At 65.3% G+C, this 16,494-nt stretch carries 13 protein-coding genes; 2 read left to right on the plus strand and 11 right to left on the minus strand.

The window, feature by feature from the left end; genetic code table 11:
* Positions 1-67: 67 nt before the first annotated feature.
* The 10 genes from U1839_RS03580 to U1839_RS03625 form a co-directional block, all read right to left on the minus strand.
* Positions 68-1,675, minus strand: a complete 1,608-nt coding sequence (locus U1839_RS03580) for a gluconolaconase (protein ID WP_332802302.1) — start codon at positions 1,673-1,675, stop codon at positions 68-70.
* Complete coding sequence (locus U1839_RS03585; protein ID WP_332802303.1) at positions 1,672-3,096, minus strand: aldehyde dehydrogenase family protein; 1,425 nt, start codon at positions 3,094-3,096, stop codon at positions 1,672-1,674. Before U1839_RS03585 ends, U1839_RS03580 begins: the two co-directional genes overlap by 4 nt.
* A gap of 45 nt (positions 3,097-3,141) precedes the next feature.
* Positions 3,142-4,941: a thiamine pyrophosphate-binding protein gene (locus U1839_RS03590; RefSeq protein ID WP_332802304.1), complete on the minus strand. Its 1,800-nt coding sequence runs from the start codon at positions 4,939-4,941 to the stop codon at positions 3,142-3,144.
* A complete protein-coding gene (locus U1839_RS03595) occupies positions 4,938-6,311 on the minus strand; it encodes an aromatic ring-hydroxylating oxygenase subunit alpha (RefSeq protein ID WP_332802305.1) in 1,374 nt (457 codons plus the stop codon). The genes U1839_RS03590 and U1839_RS03595 overlap by 4 nt, the downstream gene beginning before the upstream one ends.
* Positions 6,312-6,428: 117 nt before the next feature.
* Positions 6,429-8,264 carry a flavin-containing monooxygenase gene (locus U1839_RS03600; RefSeq protein WP_332802306.1) on the minus strand — a complete coding sequence of 612 codons (1,836 nt, stop codon included), beginning with the start codon at positions 8,262-8,264 and terminating at the stop codon, positions 6,429-6,431.
* 139 nt (positions 8,265-8,403) lie between these two features.
* The gene (locus U1839_RS03605; RefSeq protein WP_332802307.1) at positions 8,404-9,630 is read right to left on the minus strand and encodes a phytanoyl-CoA dioxygenase family protein; all 1,227 of its coding nucleotides are present in this window, start codon (positions 9,628-9,630) and stop codon (positions 8,404-8,406) included.
* Between the two features lies 1 nt (position 9,631).
* Positions 9,632-10,126 carry a nuclear transport factor 2 family protein gene (locus U1839_RS03610; RefSeq protein ID WP_332802308.1) on the minus strand — a complete coding sequence of 165 codons (495 nt, stop codon included), beginning with the start codon at positions 10,124-10,126 and terminating at the stop codon, positions 9,632-9,634.
* Positions 10,127-10,149: 23 nt separating this feature from the next.
* Positions 10,150-10,911 (minus strand): SDR family NAD(P)-dependent oxidoreductase, encoded by a 762-nt coding sequence (locus tag U1839_RS03615; protein ID WP_332802309.1) that lies wholly within the window; start codon positions 10,909-10,911, stop codon positions 10,150-10,152.
* Entirely contained in the window at positions 10,908-11,870 is a 963-nt protein-coding gene (locus U1839_RS03620) for an alpha/beta hydrolase (RefSeq protein WP_332802310.1), read from the minus strand. Before U1839_RS03620 ends, U1839_RS03615 begins: the two co-directional genes overlap by 4 nt.
* Positions 11,871-11,872: 2 nt before the next feature.
* The gene (locus U1839_RS03625; RefSeq protein WP_332802311.1) at positions 11,873-13,321 is read right to left on the minus strand and encodes an NAD-dependent succinate-semialdehyde dehydrogenase; all 1,449 of its coding nucleotides are present in this window, start codon (positions 13,319-13,321) and stop codon (positions 11,873-11,875) included.
* A gap of 268 nt (positions 13,322-13,589) precedes the next feature.
* Between U1839_RS03625 and U1839_RS03630 the strand changes: the two genes are divergently transcribed.
* Both U1839_RS03630 and U1839_RS03635 read left to right on the plus strand, forming a co-directional pair.
* Positions 13,590-14,858, plus strand: coding sequence for an amidohydrolase family protein (locus U1839_RS03630; protein ID WP_332802312.1), 1,269 nt, complete (start codon positions 13,590-13,592; stop codon positions 14,856-14,858).
* 79 nt (positions 14,859-14,937) lie between these two features.
* Positions 14,938-15,204 (plus strand): hypothetical protein, encoded by a 267-nt coding sequence (locus U1839_RS03635; RefSeq protein WP_332802313.1) that lies wholly within the window; start codon positions 14,938-14,940, stop codon positions 15,202-15,204.
* Positions 15,205-15,207: 3 nt separating this feature from the next.
* Here the strand turns inward: U1839_RS03635 and U1839_RS03640 are convergent, their stop codons facing one another.
* Complete coding sequence (locus U1839_RS03640) at positions 15,208-16,428, minus strand: CaiB/BaiF CoA transferase family protein (RefSeq protein WP_332802314.1); 1,221 nt, start codon at positions 16,426-16,428, stop codon at positions 15,208-15,210.
* Positions 16,429-16,494: the final 66 nt, after the last annotated feature.

The following is a 16,494-nucleotide window of genomic DNA, read 5'->3' on the forward strand; positions in this document are numbered from 1 at the left end:
CGCGATCGGCGTGGCGCCCCGCGACACGCAACGCAAGATGCCCAGTGCTTCATGTACATCATGTCGATCATGCGGCGACCCGACGCAGCATCAGCACGCTGCCTTCCGCGTCTCCCGAGACGTACAGCGTGCCGTCCCCCGCCACCGCGACATCGGCGAACGGGATCATCGGCCCGGCCATATCGCCGATCGAACCAAGGAACTTGGGCGTTACGCCAGCCGGCGCACCGACCGGCAGGTCGGTCGCGATGGCACGCGAGGTCCGCGCCTCGGGGTCGATCTCGAACAGCGCCTTGGCAACGGCATCGACCACGAACAGCTTCCCCCCATGCGCAGCCAGCCCCTGCGGACACGACAATCCGTCGACGACGGTCTGGGCTTTGCCGCCGGCGACCTTCACCACGCGACCCGCCCCTGCTTCGGTGACATAGACGACACCGTCGCTGTCGATCGCCACGCCCATCGGCTTGTCGAGGCCAGTGGCGAGCTCCGTGACATCGCCACCCAGCGCCGACAGCAATCGTCCGCCAGCATATTCGGCAAAGACCATCGACCCGTCACGCGCGATATCGACCCCCATCAACTGGTCGTATCCGGTCGCGATCATGTCGGATTCGCCCGCCCCCGGCCGGTAACGCGCGACGGCGCCGAGACCGGTCGTCACCACCCACTCCCCTGGTCCGGACGAGACGACGCCGCGCAGATAGCCAGGGCAGCCGGGATAGAAGATCATCCCCGCCAGCACGAGCCCGCCGCCCGGCGCGAGTGTATAACCGAACGCCCCATCGGCGACGAACAAACCGTCGTCCGCTCCAACTGCCAGCCCGAGCGGCCATTGCAAGCCGCGCGGAATGACGGATCGCACCTGCCCGCCACCAAGGATTTCGGTGATCTCGCCGGGGATGCTGGAGACGAAGATCCGGTCTCCGACAAAACTGACATTGTCGAGCCCCGGGCCGAGCTCGGCGAGCACTTCGCGAGCGCCGCTACGCGGATCGATCCTCAGCACCTGACCGCTCGCTACCTGGGTCGAGACGATCCGCCCTTTGGAATCGAACTTGACCGAGTCCGGCACGCCAAGGTCGCCCGCCACAACCTCGGGCGCGCCACCGGTGAGGCTGACCCGCCAGATCTCGTTTGTCCCCATGACCGGGAAATACAGCATCCCGTCGGGCCCGACATCGAAGGCGTTTGCCATCGGCACGCCCTCGAGGATCACGCGCGGCGCGCCGCCGTCGCGATCGAGTTCCATGATCCGCGCCCCGATCCGGCACTCGCCCGCGATCAGCCGGCCCTGATGATAGGTGATCGGGTTGGCGACCGGCATGTCGCCCTGAATCACGCGCACCGTGCCGTCCGGGGCGAGCATCGACACGCGGCCCTCGGTGATCTCGGTGGCGTAGATGTTGCCCGCCTCGTCGAACGCGATGTCGTCGGGCGCAACGATCTTGCCGCCCATCGGGCTGATCGCCTCGACCAGCCCGGTCTCGATATCGACCGCGCTGATCTGGCTGGCGGTGACCTGCGCGACATAGAGCCGCCCGTCGGCGCCGGTGCGCAGCCCGTTGGCCCCGTATAATCGGCTCGGCGGCGTCAAGCGCGACAGCGTCCAGCCATCGACAGCGACAGCGGTAGCGGCGGCGGGGGCGCTATAGCGGCTGAGCAGTGTGGTCATCCGGCGGGCGCGTAACCGAGCAGCGACTTGATCTCGACATATTCATGGAAGCCGAACGCGCCCCATTCGCGGCCGTTGCCGCTGCGCTTGTAGCCACCGAACGGGGCGTGGAAATCGAACCCGCCATTGATGCTGATCCAGCCCGTGCGCATCCGCCGCGCGACCGCCCGGCACAGATCGAGGTCACTGCCGTTCACATAGCCGGCGAGCCCGAAATTCGTGTCGTTGGCGATCTCGACCGCATGATCGATATCGTCATAACCGATGATCACCAGCACCGGCCCGAAGATCTCCTCGCGCGCAATTACCATGTCGTTGGTGCCGGCAAACACCGTGGGCTTCACGAACCAGCCCTTGTCGATCCCGCCGGGGCGGCCGAGACCGCCGGCGACCAATGTCGCGCCCTCGTCGAGACCCTTTTGGATGTAGTCCTGGATGATGTTGAACTGCGCCTTGGAGACGACCGGCCCCATTGCGACATTGCCTTTCGGATCGCCGACCGTGACGCCGTCCGCCGCCGCCTTCGACACCGCTTTCGCCTCGTCCAGCCGCGCCGCAGGCACCAGCAGACGGGAACCGGCGCTGCAGGTCTGGCCGGAATTGCCCATCATGCCCGCCGTCGCGCCCGCGACATTCTGCGCGAAGGCGTCGTCGTCGAGCACGATGAACGGGCTCTTGCCGCCCAGTTCGAGCCCGACGCGCTTGACGGTGGTCGCCGCATCCTTCTGGATCTGCACGCCGACCAGTTCGGATCCGGTGAAGGACACCATATCGACGTCCTGGTGGGTCGAAAGCGCCGTGCCGATCACGCCGCCTGAGCCCTGCACCATGTTGAACACGCCGGCCGGCACGCCCGCCGCGTGCAGGATTTCCGCCAGGATCTGCGCCGAGAACGGCGCCAGCTGCGGCGGCTTCAGGATCATCGTGCAGCCCGTCGCCAGCGCCGGAAAGATCTTCACGCAGGTCTGGTTCATCGGCCAGTTCCACGGCGTGATCAGCGCGCACACGCCGATCGGCTCGCGCGCGATCATCGTCGCACCACGTTGTTCGTCGAACTTGAACTCGCGCAGCACCTCGATCGCGGTCTGCAGATGCCCCGCGCCGAGCCCGACATGGAAACCATGCGCGAGCGACGACGGCGCGCCCATCTCTTCCATGATCGCGTCGCCGAGCTCGGTCTGGCGCTTGGCATATTCCGCCTGGATCGCGCCGAGCAGATCGAGCCGCTGCTCGCGCGTGACCTGCGACCAGCTGGCGAAGGCCTTGCGCGCCGCCCCCACTGCCTTGTCGACATCTGCGGGCGACCCGGAAGCGATCACGCCGGCGACTTCCTCGGTCGCGGGATTGATCACTTCCGCCGTCTTCGGTTCGACCGGGTCGACCCATGCGCCATCGATGTAGAATTTCAGATATTCGCGCATGTCCGTCTCCTGATCGTCACCGGGCGTTTGCCTCTGGTCGAAAGTCTATTGCGTGCCCTCGGCGTACCAGGTGCGGAACTTGTCGTATTTCGGCATCTCTTCCGAATTCGCCTTGGGGTCGATCGGGACATGGATCACCGCCGGGCCGCCATGAGCATAGGCGCGCGCGATCGCCGGGCCGATCTCGTCCGCCGTGGTGACATATTGGCCGTAGGCGCCCAGCCCCTCGGCGATCTTGTCGAAGCGCACCTTGTTGCTCCAGTGCGTGCCCGTCTCGGCGGTGCCGAGACCGAAGGTGCGTTTGTACACGCCGACTTCGAGGCCCCATTGGAAATCGACCGCCACCACGCAGACCAGCGGCAGGTTGCGGCGCACCGCCACCTCCAGTTCGGCGATGTGGAACAGGAAGGACGAATCCGACGTCACCAGCATGCCCGGACGCGTTACGCCGGTCTCCGCGATATCGGCGAGCATGGCGCCCGTCGCATAGGGCAGGCCAGTGCCGATATGCCCGTAATTCTGGTTCCAGATCACGTCGTTCGGTTTGCATTGATTATAGGTCCAGCCGAAGATGACCGAGGCGCCGCCATCGCGGATCATGATGCCGTCCTTGGGGAAGGCCTTGGTCGCCTCGACGATGAAGCGCGAGGTGTGGATCGGCACCTCGCCGGTGCCGTCGCTCTTGGTCAGCGTCTCCGCGGCGAGGCTGTCGAGCTCGGCCTGCCCGTCCTTCATGAACTTGGCGAGAGCGGGTCCAGCCGCGCGTCCCTTGCCGAGCGCGCGGCTCAGCTGCGGCACGACCGCGCGCACGTCGCCGACCAGCGGCACGTCGATCGGGCGGTTGACGCCGATCGCGGTGGGATCCTGCTGCACATAGATCCATTTGCGGTTCGCCTCGCCGGCATGCCAATGCCGCCAGCGCCCGAAATGCACAGGCTCGCCGAGCTCGGTGGCCAGGGCGACGACGCAGTCCGAGGCCTCCACCGCCTCGATCGAGGCGTCGGAGAAGACGTACTGGAAGGTCCGGTCCTCGAGTCCTGCGATATAGCTGGTGCCGCCCGAGGTTTGGATGACCGGGCAATTCATCAGCTCGGCCAGTTCCTTCACCGCCGCGCCCGACTTGGTCGTGTGCACCGCGTGGCCGACCAGCAGGATCGGGTTCTTCGCGGCGAGGATCAGCCTGGCCGCCTCGGCGATGCGGTCGCCATCGGCGCCTTGGTTGGTGAGGCGATAGCGATGCGGCGGCAGCACCGGCGGCACGTCCAGTTCCTCGAGGATGATGTGGCTCGGATATTCGACATAGGTCGGCCCCGGCGTCCCCGACATCGCGACGCGGATCGCCTCGCGGACCACCTCGTCGGTCTGATCGGCATATTCGATCGCGCCCGAATATTTGACCGAATCCTCGATCATCGGCTCCTGCCGCACGAACTGGATGCGCCCCCGGCGCACGCGGCGTTCGGTGACGCGCGCGCGCTGTCCGCCGAGGAAGATCACCGGCGAATTCTCGACCTTGCAGCACTGGATCGCGGGCATCATGTTCGCAAGGCCCGGGCCCAATGTGCCGAAGCACAAAGCGGGCTTGCCGGTGATGCGCGATGCCGCCTCGGCCATGAAACCGGCCGCAGCCTCGTGATGCGGCGACACCACGGTCCAGCCGCGCTGCTCGGCTTCGAGGCACATATGGACGAAGTTCGGATCGGGAATGCCGAACAACGTCTTGATCCCTTCCGCCTCGAACAAATCGAGGATGCGCTTGTAGACCGGCGTGCCGCCCGCCTTCAGCTTGAGGTCCGAGGTCGCAGTGGCCGGCTTGGGGGCCGGCTTGGGGTCGTCGTAGCTCATTTCAGTAACCTCGGTTCGCCCGTTCCCATGAACTTGGCCAGATTGCGGTGGAAATTGGTGATCTTGCGTTCCTGGTGCGGGTTAGGCAGCGGCCCGCGGAAGCCGCGCGATTTCATGCCCTTCTGCACCCAGCGCATGTTCGAGAAATCCTGCGCGAGGATGGCACCCCAATTCTCGGCGGTCGGCTCGGCGCATTCCCACTCGGTCGCGGGCTCGGCGCCCTCGGGATAGCGCTCGATCGCATAGGATTCGAAGATGCACATATTCGGGTCATCGCCGAAGGGGCGCGTGCGATAGCAAAGGGCAAAGGTGATACCCTGAAGCACCGACATGTTGGGGAAGATGTGCCAGGCGAGACCAGCTTCGGCCACCACGGCGGGCGGAATTTCCGGCCAGGCCACACCCCGCGCGGCATCGTCCGCCTTGGCCGATTTCAGCCAGTGCGCAATCACCTCCGGCGCAGACGCGCCTTCGGGAAGCTCGTCCTTCAACCGGCTGGCGGCTTCGACCAGCGTCTGGGTCGAGGCCGCATGGTTCAGCGTCTCATAATTTTCGCGGATCAGTTCATAGGTCGAGACGCGCGGATCGTCGCCCTTGCCGGCGCGCGTCACGGTCGACCCTTCGCTCATCTTGGCTTCGAGACCCTTCTGGTCGAAGCCGCTCACGCCATGAAGGTCATAGGCCGCGCTGTAGGCGTAATATTCCGCGTGGGCGAGCAGCTGGGTGTGCGTGCCCGCGACGTGATAGGGCTCCATGAACGCTTCGAGCGCGGTCTTCCAATTGCTGGGATAGACCACCCATTTGCGCCATTTATAGCGCATCCTGTCCATCTCGAAGTGCGACAGGAGCTCCCCTGCCCGGCCGAGAAAATCGACCAGGGGCTCGCACCCGGAATCCATGTTGATCCACAGCCAGCCACTCCAGGTGTCGACCTTGACGCGCGACAGGCAGGTCCGATCGGGTGTCAGCGCACCCTTCCAGTCCTGCGGATCGAGGACATAGATGTTGTTGCCTTCGGTATCGAAGGTCCAGCCGTGGAAACCGCAGACGAAATTGCGCCGGTTGCCGCGCACGCTGTGCGCGTCGTCGGGCGTGTCGATCAGCTGCCGGCCCCGATGCGGGCAGACGTTCTGGAACGCGTTGAAACTCGCCTCGCCGGTCTTGATCACGATGATCGAATCATCGGCGATGTTGTAGGTGACGAAGTCGCCGACCTCCTTGAAGTCCTCGACGCGCTCGACGACCTGCCACACCTTCGGCCAGAGCCTGTCCTTTTCGGCCTGCGCATAGTCGCGCGACAGAAATGCCTCGACCGGATAGGTCAGCGGTTCGGTCAGGTCTTCCTCAGCGATGTTGACTGGCTTGTTCACGGCGTCCTTCCCTTCGGTCCAAACGGCGGCGCGCATGGCGGTTCTTCGGAAATCACCTGCCGAAGTCCAGCCTTTCCGGCCTCGTTCCGGCAATCAACGCCCGAGCGATCCCGCGCCTCATTTCGTCAGTGACAGCCCTTCCATGTCGCCCCTTGCGCGCCACTCAGCGAGCAATGTCTGAAAAGCGTCCCAGCCAGGTCCGTAGCTGCGGAACAGGCGCCATTTCGCCTTTCCGTCTCCCTCGCCCTCATTGTTGAAATAGCTCGGCGTGCACTCGCGCGAGAAAGCCGAGAGGTCGATTTCGTGGCCCTCGAAATGCTCGACATAGGCGTCCTGCGCCGCCTGGGTCGGCTCGACCACCGCGACGTCGCGCTTCAGCGCCTCGCTGATGATATGGGCGATGTGATAGCCCTGTCGTCGGTTCTGCTCGGTCACCGACGCGTTCAGGCCGCCCTGGATATAACCCATGTAGAACTGGTTCGGGAAACCCGCCGTCATCACGCCGTGAAAGGTCTTCGGGCCATCGGCCCAATGCTGGTAGATCGACGCGCCGTCACGTCCCTCGATCGTGTCGATGCCCCAGCGCCGCTCGAGATCGCTGGTCACCTCGAAGCCGCTGGCAAAGATCATGCAGTCGACCTCATATTCCCGGCCGCCGGCGATGAAGCCCTTCTCGGTCATCGCCTCGACGCCCTTGGTCAGAGAGACATCGACCAGTTCGACATTCGGCTGGTTGAAGACCGGGTAATATTCGTCGCTCGACAGCGGGCGCTTGCACAGGAACCGGTAATAGGGCTTGAGCGCCTCCGCCGTGGCGGGGTCGTCGACCAGATCGTCGACGCGGCGACGGAGCCGCTCCATCACGCGGAATTCGACGACGTCGCGCTTCGCCAAGAACTGTTCGGGCGTCAGCGCGGGCCAGCCCTCCGCCTCCATCTCGGCGGCGAGGTTTCGGCTGATCTCGGTCCAGATATCGCAGATCAGATCTTCCTCGCCGGGATGGAACGCCTCCATTGCCGCGCGATGAAAATTGGCCTGTCGATCCTTCTGCCAGCCCGGCTGCAGCGCCTTGACCCAGTCCGGATTGGTCGGCGGGTTGGGGCGCTCGTCGACGCTCGAAGGGGTGCGCTGCACGACATAGAGTTTCTTGGCGTAACGCGCGAGATGCGGGACGATCTGGATCGCCGTGGCGCCGGTACCGACGACCGCGACGCGCTTGTCGGCGAGCTTGTCGAGCACCGGATTTTCGTGCGAGCCGCCGGTATAACCATAGTCCCAGCGCGCGCTGTGGAACATCTTGCCCTTGAACTTCTCGATGCCGGGAATGCCGGGCAATTTGGGCATGTTGAGCACGCCGCTGGCGATGATCACGAAGCGCGCGCGGATGTCGTCGCCGCGGTTCGAGAAGACGCGCCACCGATTGATGCTGGCATCCCAGCGCAGGCCATTCGCCTGGGTGTGGAACAGCGCCTTGTCGGCGAAGTCGAACTTCTCGGCGATCGCGCGCGCATAACCCTGGATCTCGCGTCCGTCGGCGAATTTGCGCGACGGCATGAAGCCGGTTTCTTCGAGCAGCGGCAGGTAGATATAGGATTCGTTGTCGCACTGGATGCCGGGATAGCGGTTCCAGTACCACACCCCGCCAAAGTCACCCGCGCCATCCAGATTGCGGAAGCTGGTGATGCCAGCCTTGGCGAGATGATAGGCGGCCATGATCCCCGACCAGCCCGCGCCCAGGATGATGACGTCGATATCCTCGGAGATCGGTTCGCGCGGCATCACCGGCATGTGCGGATCGGTGACATAATCCTCGACCACCTCGCCAGTCGGCCGGGAATATTGCTCCTGTCCCTCGCGCCGGATGCGCTTGTCGCGTTCATGGGCATAGCGCGCCTTGAGCGCGGGGATATCGATTTCATCGGCCGCGGGCGTCCGTGATGGCAGGCAGGTCATATCCGCTCCGGTCTCTTGCTCGTCAGCAGCTCAATCAACAGCTGCGTCTATTAGAGCTGCCCTAGCACGCCCGGTGCGGCGCACGAATTCGCCGGAGCGATGAGTTGCCGGCCGGGGGGACGGCGCCGGCCGGTCGAGGTCAGGCGGGGCGCAGGCCCCGGTCGCGGTGCAAGTCGCTGACTTGTTCGCGGATTTTCAGCAGCGCCGCCGACTCCCCGGCGTCGGCCCCCGGCAGCGCTTCCAGCGTCAGGTCGGTGTACATGACCCGGCGCTCGGTGGTTTTCGGCGCGGTCGCCTCGTGCAGCGTGCAGGAAAGATGGACGGTCAGATCGCCCTTGTCGGTGTCGAGCGCGACGACCGGAAGATAGGGGCGCGTCCTGGCGATCTCGACCGGCATCAACACACGATGCGAGCCGGCGATCACGCGCAGGCCGCCATTCTGTTCACCGCTGTCGCTGAGCGATACGCCGATCGTCAGCGTCGCGCATTTATAGGCGTGGCGACCGAGGTGACAATCGCGATGAAACGACAGGTCGGAGGGCCCCGACATGACGCCCACAGGTTTGATCAGCGCCTCGATGATACGCCCTTCGACGGGCGCGCGCACCAGGGTATCCGCGCCCCCCAGCAGGGTGCGGAGCCGATCCCAGCGTTCGCTCGACAATATCCGCGCTGTGGTCGGCGAGTGCGCAACAAATTCCTGGAGCCGCACGCAAACGCGCGACCCGTCCGCCAGCGTCGCCCACCACGATTTTCCGTCACCCTCGACATAGTCGGGCAGCACCCGGTCCATGTCTGCTGAAATCGCGTCCATATCCGCCGGATCGAGCCAGCCCCGCAACCGAAGAAAGCCGGCCTCGCGCAGGAAGTGCCGGATGTCGTCGGTGTCATCTCCTTGGGTGAAGCTCTGCGCCAGGTCGAGCGGCGCGCCGTGGCGATCGAGGAAGGTCAGCGCATCGTCGACCACCGGCCAGCCCTCGAGCAGGCCGAGCCACAGTGAATCCCACAGCGAAACCTCGGCGGCGCCGCCGCCCCGTACCGACAGGTTGCGCGCCGTCATGAAGCCGTTGAACGACGTCTGATTTTGCGCCCAGTCGGAAAATTGCTCGGGCGAGAGCGTCACGACCAGCGCTCCCTCGGCACTGCCGTCACGCACGGAAATCCCGTTGCCGTCGCGCGCCATCGTCCAGCACGCATCGCCGACCTCGATCGTCAGCGGCGGCGCATCAAGTGCGAGCATCGCCCTGGCGACAAGCGCGCCATGCGCCGCGGCGAGCCCTGGAAACGCCTCGGCGAAAAACACCCCCGGAGTCACCTTGCGCACATCGCAGTCGCGCCGGGATCGCCGATCGAGCGAGACCGCCATGTCAGAGAACCTTTCGCACGAAAGTGGGCTCGTCCACCCCCGGCATCGCCGGAAAGGGCCCGTAATCGGGCGGCACGACATAGCTGCCGCTCATGTCGACCGGGCCGTGATAGGCCATGCTCCAGTGACGCCACTGGAACCGCCACGCGCCGTCTTGCTCGACATAGCGATCATAATAGGTGCCGAAGGTGATCGCGCTGGTGCTGTCATGCTTCTTGGCAAATTCGGTGACCTGCAAGCGGCCGATGGCCGTGCCGTCGCCAACCTCGAGGATCGGTTGCCCGATGACGAGCTGGATCCGCTCGCAGCGGCCGAGCAGCTTGCTACAGGCCTCGCCGATTTCGTCGCGCCCGGTGATCACCATGCCGGCGATCTTCCACACGCCGTCGGTCGCGAAGCACGCGGCGAAGGTCGTCGCGTCCTGCCGCCACACCGCATCGACGAACCTGGCGTGCAATTGCCGGATGCCGCAATCGGCCACTACGAAATCGGTCATCTCGTCTCTCCCGTTGCCGGCGTTCAGCGCGGTGCCATGCGAATGGCGCCGTCGAGCCGGATCACTTCGCCGTTGAGCATCGGATTGGCGACGATCGCGTCGACCATCTGGGCATATTCCTCTGGCTTGCCGAGGCGGCTTGGATGGGGGACCTGCGTCCCGAGCGAATCCTGCGCGGCCTGCGGCAGCCCCATCAGCATGGGTGTGAGGAAGATACCCGGCGCGATGGTCACCACGCGGATGCGGTGCTGTGCGAGATCGCGCGCCGCGGTCAGCGTCAGGCCGACCACGCCGCCCTTGGACGCGGCATAGGCCGCTTGCCCGATCTGCCCGTCATAGGCAGCGACCGAGGCGGTGTTGACGATCACGCCCGCTTCCTCGCCCCCGATCTTTGCCGCGATCAACCGCGCGGCGAATTTCGAGATCATGTTGAACGTGCCGATCAGATTGACTTCGACCGTCTTGCGAAAGGCGTCGAGCGGATGCGCCACGCCCTCCTTGTTGACGATGCGGATGGCCGGCGCGACGCCCGCGCAATTGACCAGGATCCGCGCTGGCCCATGCACCGCCTCGGCCGCCTCCAGCGCTTCGGCGACGCTGGCATCGTCCGCCACATTGACCTTGAAGAAGGCGCCGCCCAGCTTTTCGGCAGCGGCTGCGCCGACCTCCTCGTTGAGATCGAAGATCGCCACCTTCGCGCCCGCCGCTGCGAGCATCGTCGCAGTTGCGTTGCCGAGGCCCGATGCGCCACCCGTTACGATCGCCGCTACGCCGTTCACATTCATTGTCTTGCCTCTTCCGTCGGGTGGAGCGCGCGGCGCAGCGCCGCGAGCGAATTTCGATATGCGGTTTTCGTCACTCCGGCCTCGACTGCGATGTCGAAACCGTGGAACGCACCGGGATAAACGTGCAGTTCGGTCGGCACGCCACTGCGCAGCAGGCGCCGCGCATAGTCGATATCCTCTTCCACAAAGAGATCGAGCGCACCAACCGCAATATAGGTAGGTGGCAGGCCCGTCAGATCGGTCGCGCGTGCCGCGGCGCCATAGGCATCGACACCCTCGCCGCCGGCGCCTTCTCCCAGCAGCGCCGTCCAGCCGAAGCGGTTTGACTCCGCCGTCCAGACGAATTCGCCCGTATAGGGATGCGGGTCGCCGAACGAGGTGCGATCGTCGATCATCGGATAGATCAGATGCTGGTGCGCCGCGGCCACGCCGCGGTCGCGGGCCATCAATGCCAGCGCCGCGGCAAGGCCGCCACCGGCACTCTCGCCCATCACGGCGATGCGCGCCGGATCGACGTCGAGTGCCGCGGCCTGCCCGATCACCCATTGCAGCGCGGCCCAGCAATCCTCGACCGGGCCGGGATGGCGCGTTTCGGGCGCAAGCCGATAGTCGACCGACACGACGACACATCCGACATCCGCGGCGGTGCGCTGGTTGCTCGCAACGGACATCTCGGCCGAGCCGATCACATAGCCACCGCCATGGATGTGCAGCACCGCCGGCAGCGGCCCCACAGCAGCACGCGGCCTGTGCACCATCAGCAGAATGTCGTTGCCGTCCGGCCCGTCGATATGCCGTTCGACGGACACTATGTCGGGATGCTCGACCGGTCGTCGCGACGCGACCATCTGCGCCATCATCGTTCGCGTCGGCGACAGCATCTCTTGCGAGAAGCCCATCGTCGGCATCATCTCGAGCCCGACCCACAGCCCCGGATCGACCAGATGGCGCGACGACATGTTCACATCCCCGCCATGCAGAGATACTTCATCTCGACATAATCCTCGATCCCGTGCCGCGATCCCTCACGGCCCATGCCCGATTGCTTGATTCCGCCAAACGGCGCGACCTCGGTCGAGATGATTCCTGTGTTGATCCCGACGATGCCGACCTCCAGCGCCTCGCCGACGCGCCAGGTGCGCGCGAGATCGCGGGTGTAGAAATACGCCGCGAGCCCGACCTCGCTGTCATTGGCCAAGGCAACCGCCTCTTCCTCGGTGTCGAACAGGAAGATCGACGCGAGCGGCCCGAAGGTCTCCTCGCTGGCCAGCGCCATATCGGTCGTGCACCCGGACACGATCGTCGGCTCGAAGAAGCTATGGCCCAGCGGATGGCGGTGCCCCCCGGCGACCAGGCGCGCGCCCTTGGCGAGGGCGTCGGCAATATGCTCCTCGACCTTGGCGACGGCATTGTCGTCGATCAGCGGCCCCTGCATCACGCCTTCGCCCACGCCGGGCCCGACCTTCAGCCGGGCCACCGCCGCGACCAGCTTCGCCTCGAACGCCGGCGCCACTTCGCGCTGCACCAGGATGCGGTTGACGCACACACAGGTCTGCCCGCTGTTGCGATATTTGGACGCGATCGCGCCCTCGACCGCAGCATCCAGATCGGCATCGGCAAAGACGATGAAAGGGGCATTGCCGCCCAGTTCCATCGACAGTTTCTTCATCGTCGGCGCGCACTGCGCCATCAGCGTCTTGCCGACCTCGGTCGAGCCGGTGAAGCTCAGCTTGCGCACCACTGCGCTTCCGGTCAGTTCCGCGCCGATCACCCGCGACGATCCGGTGACCACGTTGAACACACCCTTGGGGATCCCTGCCCGCTCCGCCAGCACCGCCAGGGCGAGCGCGCTGAGCGGCGTCTGCGTGGCGGGCTTCAGCACCATCGTGCACCCGGCCGCGAGTGCCGGCGCGGCCTTGCGCGTGACCATCGCGGCGGGGAAGTTCCACGGCGTGATCGCGGCGACCACGCCGACCGGCTGGCGGATCACGACGATGCGGCTGTCGGCGCGGTGGCTGGGGATCACCTCGCCATAGATGCGCTTGGCTTCTTCGGCGAACCATTCGATGAAGGAAGCGGCATAGGCGATCTCGCCTTTCGCCTCCGCCAGCGGCTTGCCCTGTTCGCGCGTCAGGATCATCGCCAGATCGTCTTGCGCGGCCATGATCAGCTCGAACCAGCGGCGCAGCAGGCGCGACCGCTCGCCCGCCGTCTTTGCGCGCCATGCCGGCAGGGCGGCTTCGGCGGCCGCGATGGCCGCACGTGTCTGATCTGCGTCGAGCGACGGCACCAGCGCCAGCGTCTCGCATGTCGCGGGATCGTCGACGGCGATCGTCCCGTCGCCAATCCACGCCCCATCGACGAAGCATTGCGCGCGCAGCAGCGCCGTGTCGGCCAGTGTCAGAGTCATGCGCATTGCCTTGCTGCCGCGAACATCGGCCGCTTTCTGCGGGGCGCGAATTGCGCCGTCAATTTCACCCGCAAGGCATCGCCCGCGCGCTGTCCGACGCGCCGGTGCGACAGCCGCCATCGCCGGGGCGGACTTTGCGGGATGCCCTTCGCGCAGGGTGGATACCCGCGCGACGATGAGCGTATGAGTCCGCGACTGCGGTTCCCGAGGACGCTCGAAGCACGTCGCGCGAGCATGGCCGGGCAAGCTGATTGAGATGGAGAAAGCCATGGCGGACAACGACACCAAGGATCTGGCGAGCGACGCCAAGAAATATTGGTCGGCAGAGGGCTATACCCGTGGCGGCGTGATCCGCGAGGTGGATTATGCCACGCAGTCGGGCGGGCTCGACGAAGCGCTCGCCGGCATCAAGATCGTCGATACCGACACCCATTTGACCGAGGCGCCCGACCTGTTCACCTCGCAGGCACCGGCCAGGTTCAAGGACCGCGTGCCGGTCGTGCGCCGCGTCAACGATGTCGATCGCTGGTTCGTCGGCGATCGCGATTTCGGGTCGATGGGCGGCAATGTGATCCGCAAGGACAATAACAAGCTGCTGGGCCGTCTCGCCTTCCCGACGCTGGATGAGGCGCATCCCGGCGGACATGAAGTCAAGCCGCGCCTGCAGGCGATGGACGACATGGGTGTCTATGCGCAGATCTGCTATCATAATTCGGGCGTGACGCAGGCGGGATCGCTGATGTCGCTGGGCGACAACGAGCTCGCGGTCGAAATCATCAAGATGTACAATGACGCTGCGGTCGAGCGGCAGCGGGTTTCCGGCGATCGCCTGTTCACGATGGCGCACCTGCCGCTCTGGGACAAGGCAGCGCTCGACAAGGAAGCACGCCGCTGTATCGACATGGGACTGAAGGGCTTCGTTCTGCCCGACACGCCGGAGCGCGTCGGTGTGCCGTCCTATATGCGCGATTACTGGGACGATTTCCTGACGCTGTGCAGCGATACGGCCACGCCGATCAACTTCCACCTCAACGCGGCGATGGACCCGACGACGCTCACTTGGGACGGCTTCGTGTTCGAGCAGACGCTGTCGGTGGTCGCGACGATGTTCTCGATCGGCAACGTCGCGACGCTCGGCAACTGGATGGTCAGCGGCCGGCTCGACAAGCACCCCGGCCTCAAGATCGGCCTGATCGAAAGCGGCATGGGCTGGATCCCGTTCGCGGTCGAGGCGCTGGAGCATCAGTTCCAGGAGATGCTACCAAACCGTGCGGGCGGCGTACTCAAGAAGACGCCGTGGGAATATTTCCACGATCACTTCTTCGGCACCTTCTGGTTCGAGACGATCGGCCCGCGCCTGCTGCTGGAGACGATCGGGGTAGACAATATGATGTTCGAAACCGATTTCCCGCACCCGACCTCGCTCTATCCGGGCGTTCAGAAGCACATCGAGAAGTCGCTCGGCGGGTATAGCTACGAGATCAAGAAGAAGGTCCTCGAGACCAACGCCGTCAAGATGTACAAGCTGCCATTCTGAGGAACGCCGACGCCCGGCCCGTCGTTCGCGTGGACGGCGGGTCGTGAGGCGTAGCGGCGAGAGACCTGAAGGAGCGACAATGACCAAAGAACCGGACGATACGCTCCGTGCCGTTGCCGACCGGGTGATCGAACTCGAAGAGGAAGTGGAGGCCTCGGGCGTTGCCGCGATCGACGGCAGCGAGCTCGAATGGAGCCGCGCGGCGCTCCACAAATGGGTCGATGAAATGATCGGCGTCGTGGTCTCGCCGGGCCTTGGCCGCGTCACGGTGATCCATCCAGGGGGGAAGCGCTCCTCGATCGCGTCGTCGACGCTGCCCTATGCGATGAGCCGGCCGGTCCGGTAATCTTCAGGCGACGATATTCGCCGCGCGCAGATCGGCGATTTCCGTCGCCGACAATCCCAGCACCTGCGACAGGATCTCGTAGCTATGCTCACCCAGTACCGGCGGCGCTGCGGGTTTGGGCTGGGCGGCGTCGACGAAGCGGATCGGGCGATTGACGATCGGTATGGGACCGAGCGTCTTGTGCTCGACCTCGACAACCATCTCGCGCGCGGTCGTTTGCGGTTGCGCCAGCGCCTCGGTCACGCCGAGGATCGGCGCATGGGGCACCTCGTGCGCGATGAAGATCGGGACCAACTCGGCCATCGTGCGCGAGGCGGTGAAGTCCGAGACGATCACGTTCACCGCGGCGCGATTCTCGCGGCGCTGCTCGATCGTCGCGAAGCGTGGATCGGTGGCGAAATGCTGCACCTCCAGCGCCGCGCAGACGCGCACCCAGAAAGCGTTGGTCAGGCAGGCAATGACGATCGATCCGTCGCTGGCCGGGAAGATGCCGTACGGTACCAGATTGGGGTGCTGCGAGCCCTGGGCCTTCGGATTCTCGCCGGTGAAGAACGCCAGTTGCGCGATATAGCCCAGCATGTTGACGAGGCCGTCCATCAGGCTGATGTCGATCAGACGCCCCTTCCCTGTGACGCTGCGCTCGTACAAGGCGGCGAGGATACCGATCGGCCCGTTGATCCCGCCGACCAGATCGCCCAGCGGAATGCCGAGCTTGGTCGGCAGCGAGCCGGGTTCACCATTGACGCTGAGCACGCCTGACATCGCCTGCAACACGATGTCGAATGCGGGCCGATCGCGCAGTGGCCCGGTCATGCCGTAGCCAGAGATCGCGCAATAGATCAGTCCCGGATTGAGCGCCGAGAGCGTCTCATAACCGAGCCCCAGACGGTCCATCACGCCAGGGCGGTAATTCTCGACCAGGATATCGCATTTGCTTGCCAGTTCGCGCGCCAGCTTCACGCCGGCGGCGGTCTTGAGATCGATGACGATGCTCTTCTTGCCGCGATTGACGCTGAGGAAATAATGGCTCTCGCCGTCGCGGTGTGGCGGGAAACCGCGTGTCTCGTCGCCGGTGCCCGGCGGTTCGACTTTGATCACCTCGGCGCCCAGATCGGCGAGCGCCAGCGCCGCCGAGGGCCCGGCCAGCACCCGCGTGAAATCGAGCACGCGCACGCCCGTCAAAGGGCCGGCCCAGTTTGAGGCGGAGGTGACTGGATCCGTCATCGTGCCAACCGACTGACGGGACGACTCATGCCCCGGAGGAGACGAGCCGTTCCGTCAGATCGTTGC

The sequence above is a fragment of the Parasphingomonas halimpatiens genome (assembly GCF_036663795.1).
Classification (GTDB): Bacteria; Pseudomonadota; Alphaproteobacteria; order Sphingomonadales; family Sphingomonadaceae; genus Sphingomonas.